The sequence below is a fragment of the Vogesella sp. XCS3 genome (assembly GCF_020616155.1).
Lineage (GTDB): Bacteria > Pseudomonadota > Gammaproteobacteria > Burkholderiales > Chromobacteriaceae > Vogesella.
Genome location: NZ_CP085530.1, coordinates 1,350,492 through 1,369,462 on the forward strand (window position 1 = coordinate 1,350,492; position 18,971 = coordinate 1,369,462).

Consider the following 18,971-nt stretch of genomic DNA (forward strand, 5'->3'; position numbering starts at 1 on the left):
AAAAGCACGGGCTGCCAGCCCGGCAAGCCGATAGAAATAAAATACCAATCAAATACCAAACTAATAACAGTGCCAGTGCGACAAAAGCCCCACCCGCCATACCAAAAGCATGCGCGCATGAAAAAACCCGCCACAGGGGCGGGTTGGTCGGGGAGCGGGCGGGCTCAGGCGTAGTTGGCCGGAAACAACGCGCGCTCTACCGACTCGATCAGGATATGGATCACCTTGATGTGCAGCTCCTGTACGCGGTCGGCGTACTGGCCGCCGGGGGTGCATACGTCGATATCGGCCAGGCCGCCGATCACCGAGCCCGGGCGGCCGGTGAGCGACACCACCACCATGCCGCGCTCTTTGGCAGCTTTTACCGCCGCCAGAATGTTTTTGCTGGTACCGCTGGTGCTGATGGCCACCAGCACGTCACCGGCGCCGGCGTGCGCCTCTAGATAACGCGAGAAAATGGCTTCGTAGCCGTAGTCATTACCCACGCAGCTGATATGGCTGGGGTCGCTGATGCTGGCCGCCGGCAGCGCGCGGCGGTCGTTGCGGTAGCGCCCGGACAGTTCCTCGGCAAAGTGCATGGCGTCGCACATGGAGCCGCCGTTGCCGCAGCTGAATACACGCCGGCCGTTATTGAACGCGTTGACCAGCGCATCGCCTGCCGCTTCGATGGCGGATAGCGCCTGCGGGTTGGACAGCAGGGCATCCAGCGCGCTGCGGGCTTCGGTAAGGGTGGCAACAATATGCGGTTTCATAGGCGGGGCGTGTTCTGTATAGCGAGTCGATGCGGCATTTTACCCGTGCTTTGCCGTGCCATCACCCACCATCTGTACACAAAATGGTGGCAAAGCAGAAAAAACCGCCCGCCCAGGCTACCAGTACAGCACCTGGCGGCGATCCAGCCCGATAGCCAGTTGCTGCCCCACGCACGGCGCGCCCTGCCCGGCCAGCTCGCGCACGCCCAGCAGCAATTGCCAGGGTTGGCCGCCCTCGCCCGCCACGGTGACGCGCCAGCCGTCGGCCTGCGCCTCGGCGGCGATGATGTCGCGGCGCGGCTGGCCGGCGCCCAGCACAAAGGCCTGCGGCGGGATGGCGTGGTCGTCAAATACATTGTCGAGGCCGACAAAGCGCGCCACCCAGGCGCTGGCTGGCGCCTGCAAAATGGCCTGCGGCGTGCCCTGCTGCACGATGCGCCCCGCTTGCAAAATGGCCACGCGCTGCGCCAGCGCAAAGGCTTCGTGGCGGTCGTGCGTGACCAGCAGCGCCGGCACCTGCAAAGCGGCCAGGTGGCGGCGTACGTCGGCCAGCAGCTGTTGCTTGAGGTGAGTGTCGAGGCTGGAAAACGGCTCGTCCAGCAGCAGCAGCCGTGGCTGGCACACCAGCGCCCGTGCCAGCGCCACGCGCTGGCGCTCGCCGCCGGACAGCGTGTGTACCGGCGCCGCCTCGCGCCCGGCCAGCCCTACCGCCGCCAGCATCTGCACCGCCTGCTGGCGTGCGGCCAACTTGCCCGTGCCACGCTCCACCAAACCAAACGCTACGTTGGCCGCCGCGTCCAGGTGCGGAAACAGCGCGTGGTCCTGGAACATCATGACGATGTGGCGCTGCTCCGGCGGCAGCCGGGTAATGTCCTGCCCTGCCAGCTGTACGCGCCCCGCGTCGGGCCGCTGCAAGCCGGCCACCAGCGACAGCAGGCTGGACTTGCCCTCGCCGGATGGCCCCAACAACGCCAGCGTTTCGCCAGCGGCCACCTGCAGGCTGACACCTTGCAGCACGGCGCGGCCAGTGTAGGACAGGGTCAGGTCAATCAGCTCGAGCATGGTTTTTCTCCGGCCACTCGATGGCCACAAAGGCCAGCAGGGCAAACAGCATCAATAGACAAGACAACAGCAAGGCCAGCTGCAGGTTGGCCGCACCCGGCCGCCCCAGGTGCTGGTAGATCAGCGTGGTGAGCGTGGCCCACTCCGGCCGCGACAGAAACAGGCTGACGGCAAACTCGCCCACCGCCGTGGCGGCGGCAAACGCCAGCCCGCGGCGCAAAGCCGGGCGCATCAGCGGCAGGCTGACGCGGCAGAAACTGCGCCACGGCGTGGCGCCCAAGGTGCGCGCCGCTTGCGGCAGCTGCGGCGGCAGCGCGGCGGCGGCCGACAGCACGCCCTTGGCCACAAAGGGGTAGGCCAGCAAGGCGTAGGCAGCGATCAGCAGCCACACGCTGGCACTGTACTGCGGGTACAGCAGCAGCAAGCCAAAAGCCAGGCACACCGGCGACACCATAAATGGCAAAAACACCAGCGCGCGCAAGGCCAGCCAGCGCTGCGCCGCCCAGCCGTGGCACAGGCCCAGCAGCAGCGACAACAGCAGCGCGGCGCCGGAAAAGCGCAGGGTATTACCCAGCGCGGCCAGTACTTCGGGCTCGGCCAGTTGCGCCCACACCCCAGCATCGGCCTGCAATGCGCGCCACAGGATAGCCAGCAGCGGCAGCAGGCAACACAGCGCCAGCACCGCCAGCGCTGCGGCCAGCAGCAGGCGCTGCGGCCAACCTTGCGCAGGCTGGCGCAGCGTGGGGGCCAGCCGTTGCGGGCGCGCCAGGCCACGCTCCAGCGCAGCGTAAGCCAGCGCCACCACAGCGCCGATACCCAGCGCCAACAGCGCCAGCACGCCGGCGTCGGCCAGGTTCAGCTCGTAGGCCACCAGCGTATAGATCTCCACTTCCACCGTGGCGTAGCGCTGGCCGCCCAGCAGCAGCGCCAGGCCAAAGCCGGAAAAACAGTACAGAAAAATCAGGCACAGCGCCGACGCCAGCCACGGCCGCACCACCGGCCACTCCACCCGCCAGAAGGTACGCCACGGCGAGGCGCCCAGCGTGCGCGCCACCGCCAGCCGGCTGGCCGGCACCTGCTCTAGGCCGTCGACGCCGGCGCGTACCAGCAACGGCAGGTTGTAGAACAGGTTGCCGTACAGCAGCAGCCACGGCGTGTCCTGCAAATTGACACCGGCCACACCGTGCGGGCCGAACAGCGCCAGCACCCCCATGCCGGCCACCAGCGTGGGCATGACAAAGGGCAGCATCAGCATGCGCAGCAGCAGGCGGCGGCCGGCAAAATCGAACCGCGCCAGCACCCAGGCCAGCGGCAGGCCGATCAGCAGCGCCAGCGCGCAGGTAGCCAGCGCCTGGCCTAGCGACCACGCCAGCCGCCACTGGATATAGCTGCCCTGCAGTAGCGCCAGGCTGAAACCGGCGTGGCCTTCCTGCAGCAGGCGCGCCAGCGGCGCGGCCACCATCAGCAGCAGGAAGGCCAGCGGCAGCAAGGCTGGCAAGGTACGGTAGCGGTTCATCGGCAAGGGTCGGGTCGGTTGGCGGTACGGGTCATGGGGTGCGGTATCTGTACAAAGGCGCAAGGGCGCCGCAGGCGCCCTTGCTACGCGGTGCCGCGGCCAAGGTTGGCCGCAGTGGCCATCAGTTGGCCTGTTTCACCACCAGGCGGTTCCAGCGGCTGACCCAGCCGGCTGTCTTGCTGTTCATCGCTGCCAGGCCAGGGTTGCTGAACTTGGCCGGTTTTTGCGCGTGGGCAAACACCGGGTCGATGGCGGTACCGGCTACCGCCGGGTACATCCACATCTTGGTTTGCAGGCCGGTTTGCACGCCTTCGCTACGCAGGAAGTCCACAAACGCCTGCGCCGCCTGCGGCTCCTTGCCGCCCTTCAGCAGCGCCACGCCTTCTACTTGCAGGAACACGCCGCCTTTGAGCAGCAGGTTGGCGGTGGGCGATTCGCTGATTTTTTCCTTGCTGTAGAACACTTCCGCCGCAGGGCTGGTGGCGTAGCTCACCACGATGGGGCGGCTGCCGCCGTTGCGGCTGAAATCGGTGTAGTAGGCCTCGCTCCAGCCCTTGCTGACTTTCAGGCCGTTATCGCGCACTTTTTCCCACCATTTGAAGGCGCCGTCTTCACCACGGTCGGCGATGGTGGCCAGCAGAAAGGCCAGGCCGGTGCTGGACGTGGCCGGGTTCTGCACCACCAGCAGGTCTTTGTAAGCGGGCTTGGCCAGGTCGTCCAGCGTGGCTGGCAGCGGCAGCTTGGCTTTGGCAAACCAGGCTTTATCGTAGTTCAGCGTGACATAGCCGTAATCCACCGCTACAGCGCCTGGCAGCTGGGCGTCTTTTTCGGTGCGGCCAACCTTGCTGCTGGTGGGCGCCAGAATGCCGGCGGCACTGGCCTTGGCGATTAGCGTATTGTCGATGCCGTACACCACGTCGGCAATCGGGTTGGCGCGGGTCAGGATCAGTTTATTCAGCATCTCGCCAGCGTCGCCGCCTTTGACGATGGACAGCTTCACGCCGTTTTGCTTCTCGAATTCGGCAATACGGTCTTTGGGCAGGCTGAACGAGCTGTGCGTCATGACGCGCAGCTCGGCGGCCAGGGCAGACAGGGACAGGCCGGCAAGAGCCAGCAGCAGTACAGACTTCTTCAACATTACAGACATCCTCTTTTGGTGATGACGCTACCAAAAAAGAAAGCGGGACACGGGCAGACGCCCATCACGCTCCCTCCGCTGGCATTATCCAGATCAGGTTCTGGGGTATGTCTCAGCCCGCACGCGCAGGCACCCCCGGTGATCGAGCCGCGAGTATAGAGCTTTGTGTCACATTCGTTAACACCTGCCTGCCCACACTTCACATCCGGCCAACAAATAAGCGCCATACTTGATAGGTCAAACCATCAGGAACATGCCATGTTTTTGCTGCGTAAACTCGCCACCCTGGTGTGGCTGCTGCCGCTGCCCGTGCTGGCCGCCCCTATCGGCGAAGCGGGCGCCCGCCTGCTGCTTGGCCGTACCGGCTTTGGCGCACCGCCTGCACAGGTGGCCGCGCTGGCGCCACTGGAACGCGAAGCCGCGGTAGACCGCATTCTGGCCAGCAGCCGCACCGTGCCGGCTACGGCGCCGCCAGACTGGACCGCCGAGCCGCTGCTGCACCCGCCGCGCAAACAGCTGAGCGAAGAGGAAAAAAAAGCCCTGCGTGACACCGAAACCCGGCGCGGCCTCGCCCTGCGCGGCTGGTGGCTGCAGGAAATGGCCACCACCCCCAGCCCGGTCACCGAAAAACTCACCCTGTTCTGGCACGGCCATTTCGTGTCCGGCCAGAGCAAGGTCAAAAGCGCGCAGCTGATGTACCGCCAGAACACGCTGCTGCGGCGCGAAGCGCTAGGCAACTTTGCCACCCTGCTGCACGACATCGCGCGTGACCCGGCCATGCTGCGCTACCTCGACACCGCCGGCAGCCGCAAAGGCGAGGCCAACGAGAACTTTGCCCGCGAGGTGATGGAGCTGTTCACGCTGGGCGAAGGCCACTACAGCGAGCAGGACATCCGCGACGCCGCGCGCGCCTTCACCGGCTGGCAACTGGACCCAGACAGCGGCGAGCCGGTATTCCGCCCGCGCCGCCACGACGACGGCGCCAAGACAGTACTGGGCCGTAGCGGCGCGCTGGACGGCGACGCGGTGCTGGACACGCTGCTGGCGCAGCCAGCCACCGCCCTCTTCATCACCCGCAAGCTGTGGCTGTACCTGGTATCGCCTACGCCGGACGAGGCCACCGTGAACCGGCTGGCCGCCAGTTTTGCCCGCGACTACCAGATCAAGCCGCTGGTACGCGCCCTGCTGCTCACCCCGGCGTTCTGGCACAGCAGCGGCCAGCAAGTGAAATCGCCGGTGGAGCTGACAGTGGGCACCGTAGCCACCTTCGGCATTGCCGTCTCCGACTGGCAAGCGCTGGCCGTACAAAACCGCCGCCTGGGGCAAGACCTGTTCGACCCGCCCAATGTGCGCGGCTGGCCCGGCGGCGATGCCTGGGTCAACAGCGACAGCCTGCTGCTGCGCAAACAGTTTCTGGACAGCCTGACGCGCCCTGGCGGCAACAAGCCGCGGCCACAGATCGCACCGGACTGGCTACAACAGCACCCGACCGCTGCCAGCTGGCTACCGGCACTGCCTGCGGCCAACCCCGCCCCGGCCGCACCGCTACAGGCGCTACGCCAGCTGCTGCAAGACCCGGCCTGGCAGCTGCAATAAGGACACCACCATGCAAAGACGACAGTTTCTCGCCACCCTCGGCGCCGGCCTGCTGACCGTACAGCTGCCGGGTCTCGCCTACGCCATCGCGCCCGCCGGTTACCAGCGCCTGCTGGTGCTGGTAGAGCTCAAGGGCGGCAACGACGGCTTGAATACCGTCATCCCCTACGCCAGCCCCGACTACACCCGGCTGCGGCCAACCCTGGCCATCGCCCGTGAACAGGTACTACAGCTGGACGAGCAGCGCGGCCTGCACCCGGCGCTGGCGCCGCTATTGCCGCTGTGGCAAGCGGGCCAGCTGGCCATCGTGCAGGGCGTCGGCTACCCCGACCCGAACCTGTCGCACTTTCGTTCCATCGATATCTGGGACACCGCCAGCAATAGTACGCAAACACTCAGCAGTGGCTGGCTCACCCGCTTGCTGCAGCAGTACCCGGCTGGCGACGCCTTCGCCAGCGACGGCCTGATTCTGGGCAGCCAGACGCTGGGGCCACTGGCCGGCGGCGCCCGCGCCGTAGTACTGCGCAACGCCGCCGACTTTGCCCGCCAGGCGCGGCTGGCACAGGCGGGTGCTAGCCAGGGCGGTAGCAGCGCGCTGGCCCATGTGCTGAAAGTGGAAGCCGACATCCGCCGCGCCGCCAGCGACATCGGCAAAATGAGCCCGGCCCAGCAGGCCATGGGTGGCGCGCAAGACCCGGGGCGCATTCCGGACGCCCCCGGCAATTTTGGCCGTGCCGTGCATACCCTGCTGGAAACCCTGGCTGGCGGTAGCCAGGTCGTGGTGGCCAGGCTCACGCTGACCGGCTTTGACACCCACGCCGGGCAAACCGGTACCCAGCAGCGGCTGCTGGCCGAGCTGGCCGAAGGCTTGGCCGCATTGCAGGCCGGCCTGGCCGCACAAGGGCGCTGGGACGATACGCTGGTGATGAGCTACGCGGAATTCGGGCGGCGCCCGAAAGAGAACGGCAACCAGGGCACCGACCACGGCACCGTCAATAGCCATTTCGTGCTGGGCGGCCGCGTGGCGGGCGGTTTCTACGGCCAGGCGCCGCAGCTGGCCGGCGTCAGCGATGGCAACCTGCCCTACGCGGTGGACTTTCGCCAGCTATACGCCACCGTGTGCGAACGCTGGTGGGGCAAACCGTCGGCAGCCGTGCTGGGCGGGCGCTTCAGCCCGCTACCGCTGCTACGGGCCTGACAGCAAAAAGCCAGGCACAAGGCCTGGCCTGGGGCGATGGCTCGGGGCCAAATCAGACCAGCGGCACAATGCCCAGTGCCTGCAGCGATGCCAGCTCGGCCTGCAGGAAACGCTGCGCCAAAGCCTGCAGGTGGGCCAGCTGGGCGGCGTCGTTTTCCATCATCTTGCCCTCGTGCACCACGCGTTCGCGGTTGCGCTGCAGCAGCGTGTGCACGTAGCGCGCCAGGCCATCCGCCTCGCGCTCCCCGGCCAGATACTGCTGGATAAACAGCTGGGTAAAGCGCGAGATCGGCACGCCGCCACCGGTTTGCGGGCTGGCCAAGGCGGCAATGCCCGCACTATGCTGCGCCAGCTGCACAATGCGCTGGTTCAGCCGGGCGGCGGCCTGGCCGTCTGCTGCTGCCTGCTCGGGCAGCGGGTGCAACATGCGTGCCCCCACCATCACACGAATCACCTCCACCAGCTGGCTGCGCTGCATGGCAGGGCCCAGCAGCCGCTTGGCCAGCTCGCCCAGCGTGCGCGGCTGGCCATCCTGCAATATTTCCAGCAGCGGGTCGTACAGTGCGGGGGTCAGGTTGATGGTGCCACGCGGCAAGGCCAGCTTCATTTTTACCTGGTCGCGCGGCACCGCCAGCGCCACGCGCATGCGCTCCCATTGCGCCTGCTGCTCGGCCGGCGCCAGCTTGCGGGCGCCTTTTATCCAGTAGTCGCGGCGGAACTGCTGGTTCTGGATGTAATCACGCACGGTTTCGCGAAACAGCGGGTCGGCAATACCGTCCAGCAGCGCCTGCTGCTCCGGCGTAAAGTGCAGCACCGGTACCTGGTCCATGGTGCTGGCCTGGCAGGCGTAAGCCAGCTTGGCCGGTGCCAGCGCCGCGGCCAGATCGGCAAAGTACATCGGCTCCCAGTCGCGGTTGAAGTATTCATGCGCCAGATAGTGCGGGTCTTGCTTGGCGATGGTGCCCAGCCTGTCTTTGACGCGGCTATCGGACAGGGCGCGCGGCTCGGTGGCAACGAGCTGCTGGCTGAAATCCAGTGCCGCCTTGACCTGGGCTTCGATGCCGGCACCCGGCGCGCTCATGCGCTCGGCGTGGCAGGCAAACAGCTTGCGCAGCGGCGCAAACGCCGCCCAGCCCGGCAGCGTGTTGTAGCTGATATACAGCACGCCGCCCACCCGCAGGCGGCGGCGCACAAAGTCCACGATCAGGGCGCGGTTGTCGGGCGAGATCCAGCTCCAGATACCGTGCAGGCCGATGAAATCGAACTGCGGCAGGTCGTCTCGGGCGCAAAACTCGGCAAATGATTCGTCGCTGAGCACCGCACCGCTACCACTGATGGCCGCCAGCTCTTGCGCAAAAGCGGCGTGCTGCGGGTTGAAGTCATTGGCGTACCACTGCAGGCTGCCGCTGGCGGCGTGCAGGTTCACGCTCATGCCCTGGCCAAAGCCCAGCTCGCAGGCGGTATGCCAGGCCGGCAGCGCGTAGCCGGCATCCTGCAACACAAAGCGCGCGTAGTAGGGGTTCAGCTCGCTGTAGTACCCGTAGGTGTAATCCACATCCGTGACATAACCGGCAGACCAAGACATAACGCGCTCCCCTTATTTAAGTAATCCGCACGCGGACAAGTTATGCCCACCATAGCGCATGGCTACCCAAAGCTGCAGCAATCGCCTGCCAGATTCTGCCACCGGCCACGCCGCCGTCGGCAGCAGCGCGACACCTTGTGCCGCCACCGGCGCGTCTGGCCAGCTTCATAGCAATAATCTAGCTATCGTATTTTTATTATTAATTTAACTTTTAAATCAAAATGCAGCATCATGACAGCAGCCCATCACACCGCAGGAGCCGCAACATGAAACGTCTATTCCAGCACCGCATCAACCTGGACGAAATCTGGGCCAACCTGGTGTGGATGCAGTAATACTGCCGGCCACCGTCGCCTGATTGCCCTGCATGCAAAAAAATTGCATGCAGGGGCTTGCCAAAGCGCGCGGGCTTGTCTAATATTCGCGTCCTACGCCGGTGTAGCTCAGTTGGTAGAGCAGCTGACTTGTAATCAGAAGGTCGAGGGTTCGACTCCTTTCTCCGGCACCAAGCATTTAGGCCCCTGTCGCAAGACAGGGGCCTTTTGCCATTTGCGCGACGGCGTACGCTGTCAGCTGTCACATTGCCATGGTAATGTCGGGCAAATCCTTTTTGCCCGTACACCATGAACAAACGCACCGCCCGCCCTGCCGGCACGCCGCTGTGGCTGCAGATCGAAGCCACCCTCAGCCAGGAAATCCTGGCCCGCACCCTGCAGGGCCGCTTGCCCAACGAAACCGCGCTGGCCGAACGCTTTGCCGTAAACCGCCACACCGTGCGCCAGGCTATCCAGCACCTGCAAGACAAAGGCCTGGTACGTATCGAACGCGGCCGCGGCACCTTTGTGCAAGAAGAAATCATTGCTTACCGCCTGGGCAAGAGCAGCCGCTTTTCGCACAGCCTGAACGAACAGCACCTGGTAAGCGATGTGGACATCCAGTCCTGCCATTTCGAGCCAGCCAGCGACGCCGTGGCCCGGCTGCTGGCCGTGCCTGCCGGCAGCCAGGTATTGCGCGTCGAAGCACTGGACCTGGCCGATGGCAAAGTGGTCAGCGTCTGTACCCAGTACTTTCCGTTACCGCGCTTTGACGGCTTTATCGAGCACTACCGCCACAGCCGCAGCACCAGCGAAGCCTTTGCCCGCCTGGGCATCGCCAGCTTTCGTCGCAGCCTGAGCCGCATCAGCGCGCGCCTGCCGCGCCCCGAAGTCGCCGCCGCACTGTGCCAGGGCAAGCAGCAGCCCATCCTGTACGTGGAAAGCGTGTATGCCGACAGCGACGGCACACCCATCGAGTACGGCATTACCCGCTTTGGCGGTGACAATGTGCAGGTAGAAATCAACCCCGACAGCCTGTAAGCAGCAGGCCACCGCTCGTGGCACCGGCACAACGCTGTGTGGCACAAGACACACAAAGTCATCTAGACATCTAGATGTAAATCGCCTGTAATGTTGGCCGCGTACAGTGCGCCTTGTCTCCCAACCCGACACAAGGCTCACGACATGCACACCCTCCGCACCCTGCTGGCCGCCGTGCTGGCCACCACCAGCCTGGCCGCCCTGGCCGACACCACCCTTACCGTGTACACCGCGCTGGAAGCCGACCAGCTGAAGGCGTACCAGCAAAAGTTCGAGCAGGAATACCCGGACGTGAAGCTGCGCTGGGTGCGCGACTCCACCGGCATCATCACCGCCAAGCTCTTGGCCGAAAAAGCCAACCCGCAGGCCGATGTGGTAATGGGCGTGGCGGCATCGTCGCTGCTGGTGCTGGAAAAGGAAGGCATGCTGCAGCCGTACGCGCCGAAAAACCTGGCCCGGCTCAGCAAGGCCTACGTGGATGACAGCAACCCGCCAGCCTGGGTAGGCATGGACGTATGGGGCGCGGCCATCTGCTTTAACACGGTAGAGGCCTCCAAGCAGGGCCTGAAAAAACCGGAAAGCTGGAAAGACCTGCTGAAGCCCGAATACAAGGGCAAGATCGTGATGCCGAACCCGGCCTCCAGCGGCACCGGCTATTTTGATGTCACCGCCTGGCTGACGCTGTTCGGCGAAAAAGACGGCTGGTCCTATATGGACAAGCTGCACCAGAACATGGCGCAGTACACCCACTCCGGCTCCAAGCCGTGCAAGCAAGCCGCTGCCGGCGAGTTCCCCATCGGCATCTCGTTTGAATACCGCGCGGCCAAGCTCAAAGACGGCGGCGCACCGATCGACGTGGTGTTCCCCAAAGAAGGCCTGGGCTGGGACGTAGAAGCCACCGCCATCCTGAAAGGCACGCGCAATCTGGCCGCTGCCCGCAGCCTGGCCGACTGGTCGGCATCGCAATCGGCCAACGAGCTGTACGAGAAAAACTTCGCCATCGTGGCCATGCCCGGCATTGCCAAGCCCAACGCGCACATCCCCGCCGACTACGAAAAACGCCTGGTAAAACAAGACCTGCGCTGGTCTGCAGCCAACCGTGACCGCATCCTGGCCGAGTGGACCCGCCGCTACGACGCCAAATCCGAACCCAAGTAAGCCACCCCACGCGGCGGGCACGCCCCGCCGCCGGAGCCCCCCATGCCCAGCACCCCGCTTAGCTCCCTGGACGATATCGCCCGCCTGCTGGCCGGCAGCGGCACCCGCCTGTACGGCGGCGAAGCCATCAGCCAGCTGCAACACGCCCTGCAAAGCGCCCACGCGGCCGAACAAGCGGGGGCCAGCCCGGCACTGATTACCGCCGCCCTGCTGCACGACCTGGGCCACCTGGTGTGCGAGCAAGGCGACGACGATATCGCCAACGGCATCAACGACCACCACGAAGCGGTGGCCGTACACAGCCTGCAACACCTGTTTGCGGACGAGGTATTGCAGCCCATTGCCCTGCACGTGGCGGCCAAACGCTATCTGTGCGCCGTGCAGAGCGGCTACCACGCCGCGCTGTCGCCCGCCTCGCAAGCGTCGCTGGCACTGCAAGGCGGCGTGATGAATGCCGCAGCCTGCCAGCGCTTTGCCGCCCGCCCGTGGGCAGCGGATGCCCTGACACTACGCCACTGCGACGACCTGGCCAAAGACCCTGCCGCCAGCACGCCGCCGCTGGCGCACTACCTGGCTATTGCGGCCAACGTTTTGAAAGCCACGCCATGAAGCTAGACCCTACCACCCTGCTGCACAAAGCGCCGCCTGCCGACGGTGCGGCCACCCGCCCCTACCTGCAGCTTGCCGGCATCAGCAAACGCTTTGGCCAGCAGCAGGTACTGAGCCAGCTGGACCTCACCATCGGCAAGGGCGAATTTGTCTGCCTGCTGGGGCCATCGGGCTGCGGCAAAACCACACTGCTGCGCCAGATCGCCGGGCTGGACGTGCCCGATAGCGGACACATTGTCATGGATGGCCGCGACATTACCCTGCTGCCACCCGCGCAGCGCGACTACGGCATTGTGTTCCAGAGCTACGCGCTGTTTCCCAACCTGAGCGTGGCCGACAACATCGCCTACGGCCTGGGCGGCGCCCGCCGCGACAAAGCGCGCCGCGTCACCGAGCTGCTGGCACTGATCGGCCTGGACGGGATCGCCGGCAAATACCCGGCGCAGCTGTCCGGCGGCCAACAGCAGCGCGTGGCACTGGCGCGCGCGCTTGCCACCTCGCCCAGCCTGCTGTTGCTGGACGAGCCGCTGTCGGCGCTGGACGCCCGCGTACGCGAACACCTGCGCCGCGAGATCCGCAGCCTGCAGCAAAAGCTGGGCATTACCACCATCATGGTCACGCACGATCAGGAAGAAGCCCTCACCATGGCCGACCGTGTAGTGGTGATGAACGGCGGCCGCATCGAGCAGTGCGCCACGCCGTTTACGCTATACCGCGAGCCGGCTACGCGCTTTGTGGCCAGCTTTGTCGGCCAGGGCAACTGGTTGGCCGCACGTAGCCGCAGCACCCAGCACGCCACGCTGGGCGATGTGTCGCTGCTGCTGCCTGCGCCGCACGGTAGCGCGCCAGGCAGTGCGCTGACGCTGTTTATCCGCCCGGAAGACCTGACCCTGCACCCGCGCTGGCCGGCCACGCCGGACGCGGTACTGGCCGACATCACCAAGCTGGAGCTGCTGGGCCCCATCTACCGCGTGAGCCTGCACGTGCCGGCCTGGGGTGCGGCCAACGTGGTAGCCGACATCACACACGCCCAGCTGGCGCAGCTGGATATCAGCCTGCAGCAGCGCGTGCCGGTATCGCTCAATGTGGCGCGGCTGCGCGTGTTTGCCAGCGAAGGGGCGCAGCATGACTAGCCTGAGCACACCACGCCGCCTGGCGGCCAGCCGCGACGAAACCCAGGCCAGCCTGCTGTTGTGGCTGCTGCTGGCCTTGCTGGTGGTGGCCGTATTGCTGCCGCTGGCTGCCATTCTGGGCCAGGCCATGTTGGCCGCGGACGGCAGCTTTGCCGGGCTGGCACCGCTACGCGACACGCTGGCGCAGCCGGGGCTGACGCGGGCGGCGGGCGGCAGCCTGCAGGTAGCGCTGGCCACTACCGCCCTGGTGCTGCCGCTGGCCTACGGCTACGCTGCCGCGCTCACCCGTGTGGCGCTGCCGGGGCGCGGGCTGTTCCGCCTGCTGGCCTTATTGCCCTTGCTGGCACCGTCGCTGCTGCCGGGCATTTCGCTGGTCTACCTGTTTGGCCACCAGGGCCTGCTGAAAAGCTGGTTTGCCGACGGCAGTATTTATGGCTTTGCCGGCATCGTGCTGGGCGAGGCGTTTTACACCTTTCCGCACGCGCTGATGATTCTGCTCACCGCGCTGGCGGTGGGCGACGCCAGGCTGTACGAGGCGGCGCGCACACTGGGCGCCGGCCCGCTGCGCCGCTTTGCCACCATCACCTTGCCCGCCACGCACTACGGCCTGGTATCGGCCGCCATGGTGGTGTTTACCCTGGTAGTCACCGACTTTGGTGTGGCCAAGGTGATAGGCGGCCAGTACCCGGTGCTGGCGGTGGAGGCGTACAAGCAGGTGATCGGCCAGCAGAATTTCCCGCGCGGCGCGGTGATCGGCCTGCTGTTGCTGCTGCCGGCGCTGCTATCGTTTGCGGTGGATCGCTGGCTGCAACGGCGCCAGGGCAGCCAGGTCTCGGCGCGCGCACAGCCCCTGCAGCCGCTACGCCAGCCACTGGCGCGCCTGCTGGCGCTGCTGTACTGCAGCGTGGTGGGTGGCGCACTGCTGGTGCTGCTGGGCACCGCCATCGCGGCCGCTTTCATCAAACAGTGGCCGTACCAGTTGCAGTTCACGCTGCAGCATTTCGACTTTGACCTGGTAGACGGCGGCGGCTGGCTGGCGTTTGGCAACAGCCTGAAGCTGGCGCTGTATACCGCGCTGGCCGGCACGGTACTGGTGTTTCTGGGCGCCTGGGGTAGCAGCAAGCTGCGCACCGCCGGCACAGCCGGGCAGCTGCTGCACGCGCTGGCCATGCTGCCCATGGCAGTGCCGGGGCTGGTGCTGGGCCTGGGCTATATCTTTTTCTTCAATCATGCGGCCAACCCGCTGCACGGCCTGTACGGCACGCTGGCGATTCTGGTGCTGTGCTCGGTGGCGCACTTTTACACCACCGCCCACATGACGGCGCGCACGGCGCTGGCGCAGCTGGATGCCGACTTCGAGCCGGTAGCCGCCTCGCTGCACGTACCACTGTGGCACACGCTGTGGCGCGTCACCCTGCCCACCTGCCTGCCGGCGGTGCTGGATATTGCCCGCTACTTTTTTGTGTCGGCCATGACCACGGTGTCGGCGGTGATCTTTCTGTATACCCCGGACACCGTGCTGGCTGCCGTAGCGGTGCTGAACATGGACGACGCCGGCGATACCGCCGCCGCCGCGGCCATGGCCACGCTGATCGTGGCCAGCAGCGGCACGGCCTGCCTGCTGTTTGCCCTGCTGTCGCACTGGCTGCTGGCACGTAGCCAGCGCTGGCGGCGGCCGCTGTAAACCCTGCCTCACCGGGCTGCGGCCCGGTTTTTCTGACCCCGCAAAGACATCTAGACAAGCAAGGAAGCACCATGCGCGAACCGATACTGCTCACCCCCGGCCCGCTCACCACCAGCCTGGCCACCAAAACCGCCATGCTCACCGACTGGGGTTCGTGGGATAGCCGCTTCAACCAGCTCACCGCCAGTGTATGCCACGACCTGCTGGCCATTGCCGGCGGCCAGGGCAGCCACGTGTGCGTGCCGCTGCAAGGCTCCGGCACCTTTGCCGTGGAAGCCGCCGTGGCCAACCTGGTGCCGCGCGGCGGCAAGCTGCTGGTGCTGGCCGGTGGCGCCTACGGCCGCCGCATGGCCGACATTGCCCGCTATCTGGGGCGCGAACACAGCCTGTACACCACTGCCGACGATACCCCGCCGGACGCCGCCACGCTGGCCATGCTGCTGCACGACGACCCGGCCATCACCCACGTCGGCCTGGTGCACTGCGAAACCAGTACCGGCATGCTGAACCCGCTAGCCGAGCTGGCCGCCGTGGTACACGCCGCCGGCCGCCGCCTGATTGTGGACGCCATGTCCAGCTTTGGCGCGCTGCCCATCGACGTGGCCGCGCTGCATATCGACGCACTGGTAGCCAGCAGCAACAAATGCCTGGAAGGCGTGCCCGGCATGGGCTTTGTCATCGTCAACCAGGCCAGCCTGGCCGCCAGCCGCGGCAACAGCCACTCGCTGGCGCTGGATCTGGCCGCGCAGCACGACTACCTGCAAACCACCGGCCAATGGCGTTTTACCCCGCCCACCCACGTAGTCGCCGCGCTGCGCGCCGCGCTGGACCAATACCTGGCCGAAGGCGGCCAGCCGGCACGCCTGGCGCGCTATGCGGCCAACGCGGCACAGCTGCAGCGCACCCTGGGCGAAGCCGGGCTGGCGCTATTTCTGCCGCCCGCGCTACAGGCGCCCATCATCCTGACCTTCCACGCCCCCGCGCACCCGGACTACCGCTTTGCCACTTTCTACCAGGCGGTGCGCGAACAGGGCTTTGTGCTCTACCCCGGCAAGCTCACCACGCAGGAAACCTTCCGCGTGGGCTGCATCGGCGCCATCGACCAGGCCGAAATCGGCCAGGCCTGCCACGTCATCATTTCTACCCTGCGCCAGCTCGGCTGGCTTGCCTGAGGCACACACCATGCACACCTACCAACACCTTGAAGCCGTGATTTTCGACTGGGCCGGCACCGTAGTGGATTTCGGCTCCTTTGCCCCCACCCAGGTATTGATCGACGTCTTCGCGCGCATGGGCGTACCGGTCAGTATGGCCGAAGCCCGCGTGCCCATGGGCCTGGCCAAGTGGGACCATATCCAGGCGCTGGGCCGCCTGCCCGGCGTGGCCGCACGCTGGCAGGCACGCTTTGGCCGCCCCATGCAAGACAGCGACGTGGACGCGCTGTACGCAGAATTCATGCCGCTGCAGGTAGCGCGCGTGGGCGAGTACTCAGCCCCCATCCCCGGCGCGTTTGCCACGGTGGAAAGCCTGCGGGCGAGCGGTTTGAAGATCGGCAGCTGCTCCGGCTACCCGCGCGTGGTGATGGACCAGCTGCTGCCGCTGGCCGCCGCCGCCGGCTACGCACCGGACCACACCGTAGCCACCGACGACCTGCCCGCCGGCGGCCGCCCCGGCCCGTGGATGGCGCTGGACAACGTACTGGCGCTGGGCGTGGGTGATGTACGCCACTGCGTGAAAGTAGACGACACCGTGCCGGGCATTGCCGAAGGCCTGCGTGCCGGCATGTGGACGGTAGGCCTGGCAGCCAGCGGCAACGCCGTGGGGCTCACCGCCGACAAGTGGGCTGCGCTCAGCCCGGCGCAGCAGGCCGAGTACCGCGCCCCGGCCGAGGTGCAGCTGCGTGCTGCCGGTGCGCACTACGTGGTGGATACCCTCGTCGAGCTGCCTGCGGTGCTGGACGCCATCGACGCCCGCCTGGCCAACGGGGAACGCCCGTGAGCCAGCAAGCCTTCTGGCTGCAGCAGGCGCTGGCGGCCGAACTCCAGCCGCCGTCGCCACCGCTGCAGGGCGAGCAGCAGGCCGACGTGTGCATTGTGGGCGGCGGCTTCACCGGCCTGTGGACCGCTATCCTGACGCAGCAGGCGCAGCCGCACTGGCGCATCGTGGTGCTGGAAAAAGACCTGTGTGGCAGCGGCGCGTCAGGGCGCAACGGCGGCTGCATGCTGACCTGGAGCACCAAATACCTGTCGCTGTGCCAGCTGTACGGCGCCGAGGAAGCAGGCCGCCTGGTAGCCGCCTCGGAACAAACCGTGTTCGACATCGACCGTTTCTGCCGCCAGCACGGCATCGATGCCGGCATACGGCTGGGCGGCGCCGTATACGCCGCCAGTAGCGCGGCCCAGGCCGGCACGCTGGACGGGGTACTGGCGGCACTGGACAAGGTTGGCAGCAACCGCTGGCAGCCGCTGGACGCCGCCACCACGGTGGCGCTGGGGGGTAGCGCGGCCTTGCAGCACGGCGTGTTCAGCCCGGCAGCGGGCAGCCTGCAGCCGGCGCTGCTGGTACGCGGCCTGCTGCGGGTGGCGCGCGCCATGGGCGTGCGCGTGTACGAACATAGCGCCATGACCACGCTGCAAGAGGGCGAACAGGTGCGGGTGCATACCGCGCAGGGCTGCGTACAGGCGCGGCAGGCGGTGATGGCGCTGAACGCTGCCATGCCGCGCCGCTTTGGCCAGCTGGCCGACAGCGTGGTGCTGGTATCGTCCGACATGGTCATTACCGAGCCCGTACCCGCGCTGATACAGCAGCTGGGGCTGGCGCGTGGCCAGGCGGTGTGCGACCTGCGTACCTTTGTGCACTATTGGCGCAGCACGCCGGACGGGCGGCTGATGCTGGGCAAGGGCGGCAACCACATCGCCTGGGCTAACCGCCTGCATGGCTATTTCGACCAAGCCAGCGCCTACCGCGGCCAACTACAGGCAGCCATCGCGCGCTTTTTTCCGGCGCTGGCCGGGGTGCCGCTGGCGCAAAGCTGGACCGGCGCGTCCGACCGCTCGGCCACTGGCCTGCCCTTCTTTGGCGTGCTGCCCGGCTACCGGCGCGTGTTTTACGGCATGGGCTATTCCGGCAATGGCGTGGTGCAGTGCCACCTGGGCGGGCAGCTGCTCAGTAGCCTGCTGCTGGGGCTGGATAATGCCTGGACGCGCAGCCCGCTGGCGCAGGGGCCGCTGGCACAGTTCCCGCCCGAGCCGCTACGCTGGCCCGGTGCCATGCTGGTGCGCCAGGCCATACGCAGCGTGGAGTCAGCCCAGGACGCCGGCAGGCAGCCGGCGTGGCTGGCTACGCGGCTGGCCGCACTGGCCAGCATGGCCGGCAAGGCCGACCGTTAACGCTACAGGCTCAAGGGCGGCATAGCGACGCGCAGGGGATGCCGTCGTTATTGCCGTCCAGCTTTTTCACGCCGCACTGCTGCAGGTAGAACTGCGCCTCGGCGCAGTTGGCCATCTGGCTGCAGCGGTTTTTGCTGCCGCACTGGAACGCCGCTGCCGGGCTGGCGGGGGTGCTGCGGCCAGGGTTGGCCGCAGGCGGTGCCGCAGGTGTGTCCAGCGGTGGCAGGCTGCTGGCGCGGCGGCTGCCACGGCGCCAGTCTTGCGGGCGTACCGGCCCGCTACCTGCCCACAGGCCGCGCCCGGCGGCGCGGGCGCTGTTTTCGGCGGCGATATAGTGCGGCTCTTTCAGGTAATCGCGATAGGCCCAGGCCCAGCCGTCCTGCACCTGCGCCAGGTTGATGTCCACGCCGTCCAGCCACAGGCGGCCAACGATGCGGCCGTATTTGTCGGTTTCATGGCGCTCCAGCTGCACATTGCGGCCGAACACGCGCGCGGCCAGCGCGGCACGAGCCCGCTGGCCGTAGGGCTGGGCTTTTTCCGGCGCGTCGATCTGCACCAGGCGCACGGTAAGCTCGCGCCAGTCTTGCAGGCACTTTACCGTATCGCCATCGCTGATCGCCGTGACCCTGCACGCCTGCCCCGCGCCCCAGCTGGCCGCCGCCAGGCACAGGCATAGCCACCCTGCTATGGTTTTCAGCACACGACGCTCCTGCAACATAAAAATGCACTGTAATGGCTGGCCCGGTGGCGGGCAAATTGACCCTGGCTATTCCGCTGCCATACAGTGACGCTTTCC

At 66.6% G+C, this 18,971-nt stretch carries 16 protein-coding genes, 1 tRNA gene and 1 riboswitch; of the genes, 11 read left to right on the forward strand and 6 right to left on the reverse strand.

The window, feature by feature from the left end:
* Positions 1 to 164: 164 nt before the first annotated feature.
* The 4 genes from LCH97_RS06350 to LCH97_RS06365 form a co-directional block, all read right to left on the reverse strand.
* A complete protein-coding gene (locus tag LCH97_RS06350; protein WP_227304159.1) occupies positions 165 to 752 on the reverse strand; it encodes an SIS domain-containing protein in 588 nt (195 codons plus the stop codon).
* 117 nt (positions 753 to 869) lie between these two features.
* Positions 870 to 1,814, reverse strand: a complete 945-nt coding sequence (locus tag LCH97_RS06355) for an ABC transporter ATP-binding protein (RefSeq protein ID WP_227304161.1) — start codon at positions 1,812 to 1,814, stop codon at positions 870 to 872.
* Complete coding sequence (locus LCH97_RS06360; protein ID WP_227304163.1) at positions 1,798 to 3,330, reverse strand: iron ABC transporter permease; 1,533 nt, start codon at positions 3,328 to 3,330, stop codon at positions 1,798 to 1,800. Before LCH97_RS06360 ends, LCH97_RS06355 begins: the two co-directional genes overlap by 17 nt.
* A gap of 121 nt (positions 3,331 to 3,451) precedes the next feature.
* Positions 3,452 to 4,465, reverse strand: a complete 1,014-nt coding sequence (locus LCH97_RS06365; protein WP_227305278.1) for a thiamine ABC transporter substrate binding subunit — start codon at positions 4,463 to 4,465, stop codon at positions 3,452 to 3,454.
* A gap of 55 nt (positions 4,466 to 4,520) precedes the next feature.
* A riboswitch (TPP riboswitch) is annotated at positions 4,521 to 4,615 on the reverse strand.
* Positions 4,616 to 4,726: 111 nt separating this feature from the next.
* On the opposite strand from LCH97_RS06365, the gene LCH97_RS06370 reads away from it, so the two are divergent.
* Together LCH97_RS06370 and LCH97_RS06375 are read left to right on the forward strand one after the other, a co-directional pair.
* A complete protein-coding gene (locus LCH97_RS06370) occupies positions 4,727 to 6,064 on the forward strand; it encodes a DUF1800 family protein (protein WP_227304165.1) in 1,338 nt (445 codons plus the stop codon).
* 10 nt (positions 6,065 to 6,074) lie between these two features.
* Positions 6,075 to 7,262: a DUF1501 domain-containing protein gene (locus LCH97_RS06375; protein WP_227304167.1), complete on the forward strand. Its 1,188-nt coding sequence runs from the start codon at positions 6,075 to 6,077 to the stop codon at positions 7,260 to 7,262.
* A 52-nt stretch (positions 7,263 to 7,314) separates the two neighbouring features.
* Here the strand turns inward: LCH97_RS06375 and LCH97_RS06380 are convergent, their stop codons facing one another.
* Positions 7,315 to 8,847, reverse strand: a complete 1,533-nt coding sequence (locus LCH97_RS06380; protein WP_227304169.1) for a class I SAM-dependent methyltransferase — start codon at positions 8,845 to 8,847, stop codon at positions 7,315 to 7,317.
* A 432-nt stretch (positions 8,848 to 9,279) separates the two neighbouring features.
* Between LCH97_RS06380 and LCH97_RS06385 the strand changes: the two genes are divergently transcribed.
* The 9 genes from LCH97_RS06385 (at position 9,280) to LCH97_RS06425 (ending at position 18,175) form a co-directional block, all read left to right on the forward strand.
* Positions 9,280 to 9,355, forward strand: a tRNA-Thr gene (locus LCH97_RS06385).
* Between the two features lie 115 nt (positions 9,356 to 9,470).
* Positions 9,471 to 10,202 (forward strand): phosphonate metabolism transcriptional regulator PhnF, encoded by a 732-nt coding sequence (phnF, locus tag LCH97_RS06390; protein WP_227304171.1) that lies wholly within the window; start codon positions 9,471 to 9,473, stop codon positions 10,200 to 10,202.
* Between the two features lie 144 nt (positions 10,203 to 10,346).
* The gene (locus tag LCH97_RS06395; protein ID WP_227304173.1) at positions 10,347 to 11,360 is read left to right on the forward strand and encodes a putative 2-aminoethylphosphonate ABC transporter substrate-binding protein; all 1,014 of its coding nucleotides are present in this window, start codon (positions 10,347 to 10,349) and stop codon (positions 11,358 to 11,360) included.
* Between the two features lie 42 nt (positions 11,361 to 11,402).
* Positions 11,403 to 11,969, forward strand: a complete 567-nt coding sequence (locus LCH97_RS06400) for a phosphonate degradation HD-domain oxygenase (protein WP_227304175.1) — start codon at positions 11,403 to 11,405, stop codon at positions 11,967 to 11,969.
* Positions 11,966 to 13,102 carry a putative 2-aminoethylphosphonate ABC transporter ATP-binding protein gene (locus LCH97_RS06405; protein ID WP_227304178.1) on the forward strand — a complete coding sequence of 379 codons (1,137 nt, stop codon included), beginning with the start codon at positions 11,966 to 11,968 and terminating at the stop codon, positions 13,100 to 13,102. Before LCH97_RS06400 ends, LCH97_RS06405 begins: the two co-directional genes overlap by 4 nt.
* Entirely contained in the window at positions 13,095 to 14,786 is a 1,692-nt protein-coding gene (locus LCH97_RS06410; RefSeq protein ID WP_227304180.1) for a putative 2-aminoethylphosphonate ABC transporter permease subunit, read from the forward strand. Before LCH97_RS06405 ends, LCH97_RS06410 begins: the two co-directional genes overlap by 8 nt.
* 71 nt (positions 14,787 to 14,857) lie before the next feature.
* Positions 14,858 to 15,958 (forward strand): 2-aminoethylphosphonate--pyruvate transaminase, encoded by a 1,101-nt coding sequence (locus tag LCH97_RS06415; protein ID WP_227304182.1) that lies wholly within the window; start codon positions 14,858 to 14,860, stop codon positions 15,956 to 15,958.
* A gap of 10 nt (positions 15,959 to 15,968) precedes the next feature.
* Entirely contained in the window at positions 15,969 to 16,784 is an 816-nt protein-coding gene (gene phnX / locus LCH97_RS06420; RefSeq protein WP_227304184.1) for a phosphonoacetaldehyde hydrolase, read from the forward strand.
* Positions 16,781 to 18,175: an FAD-dependent oxidoreductase gene (locus LCH97_RS06425; protein ID WP_227304185.1), complete on the forward strand. Its 1,395-nt coding sequence runs from the start codon at positions 16,781 to 16,783 to the stop codon at positions 18,173 to 18,175. Before phnX ends, LCH97_RS06425 begins: the two co-directional genes overlap by 4 nt.
* A 10-nt stretch (positions 18,176 to 18,185) precedes the next feature.
* Here the strand turns inward: LCH97_RS06425 and LCH97_RS06430 are convergent, their stop codons facing one another.
* On the reverse strand, positions 18,186 to 18,875 hold the full coding sequence (locus LCH97_RS06430; RefSeq protein ID WP_227304187.1) for a thermonuclease family protein: 690 nt from the start codon (positions 18,873 to 18,875) through the stop codon (positions 18,186 to 18,188).
* Positions 18,876 to 18,971: the final 96 nt, after the last annotated feature.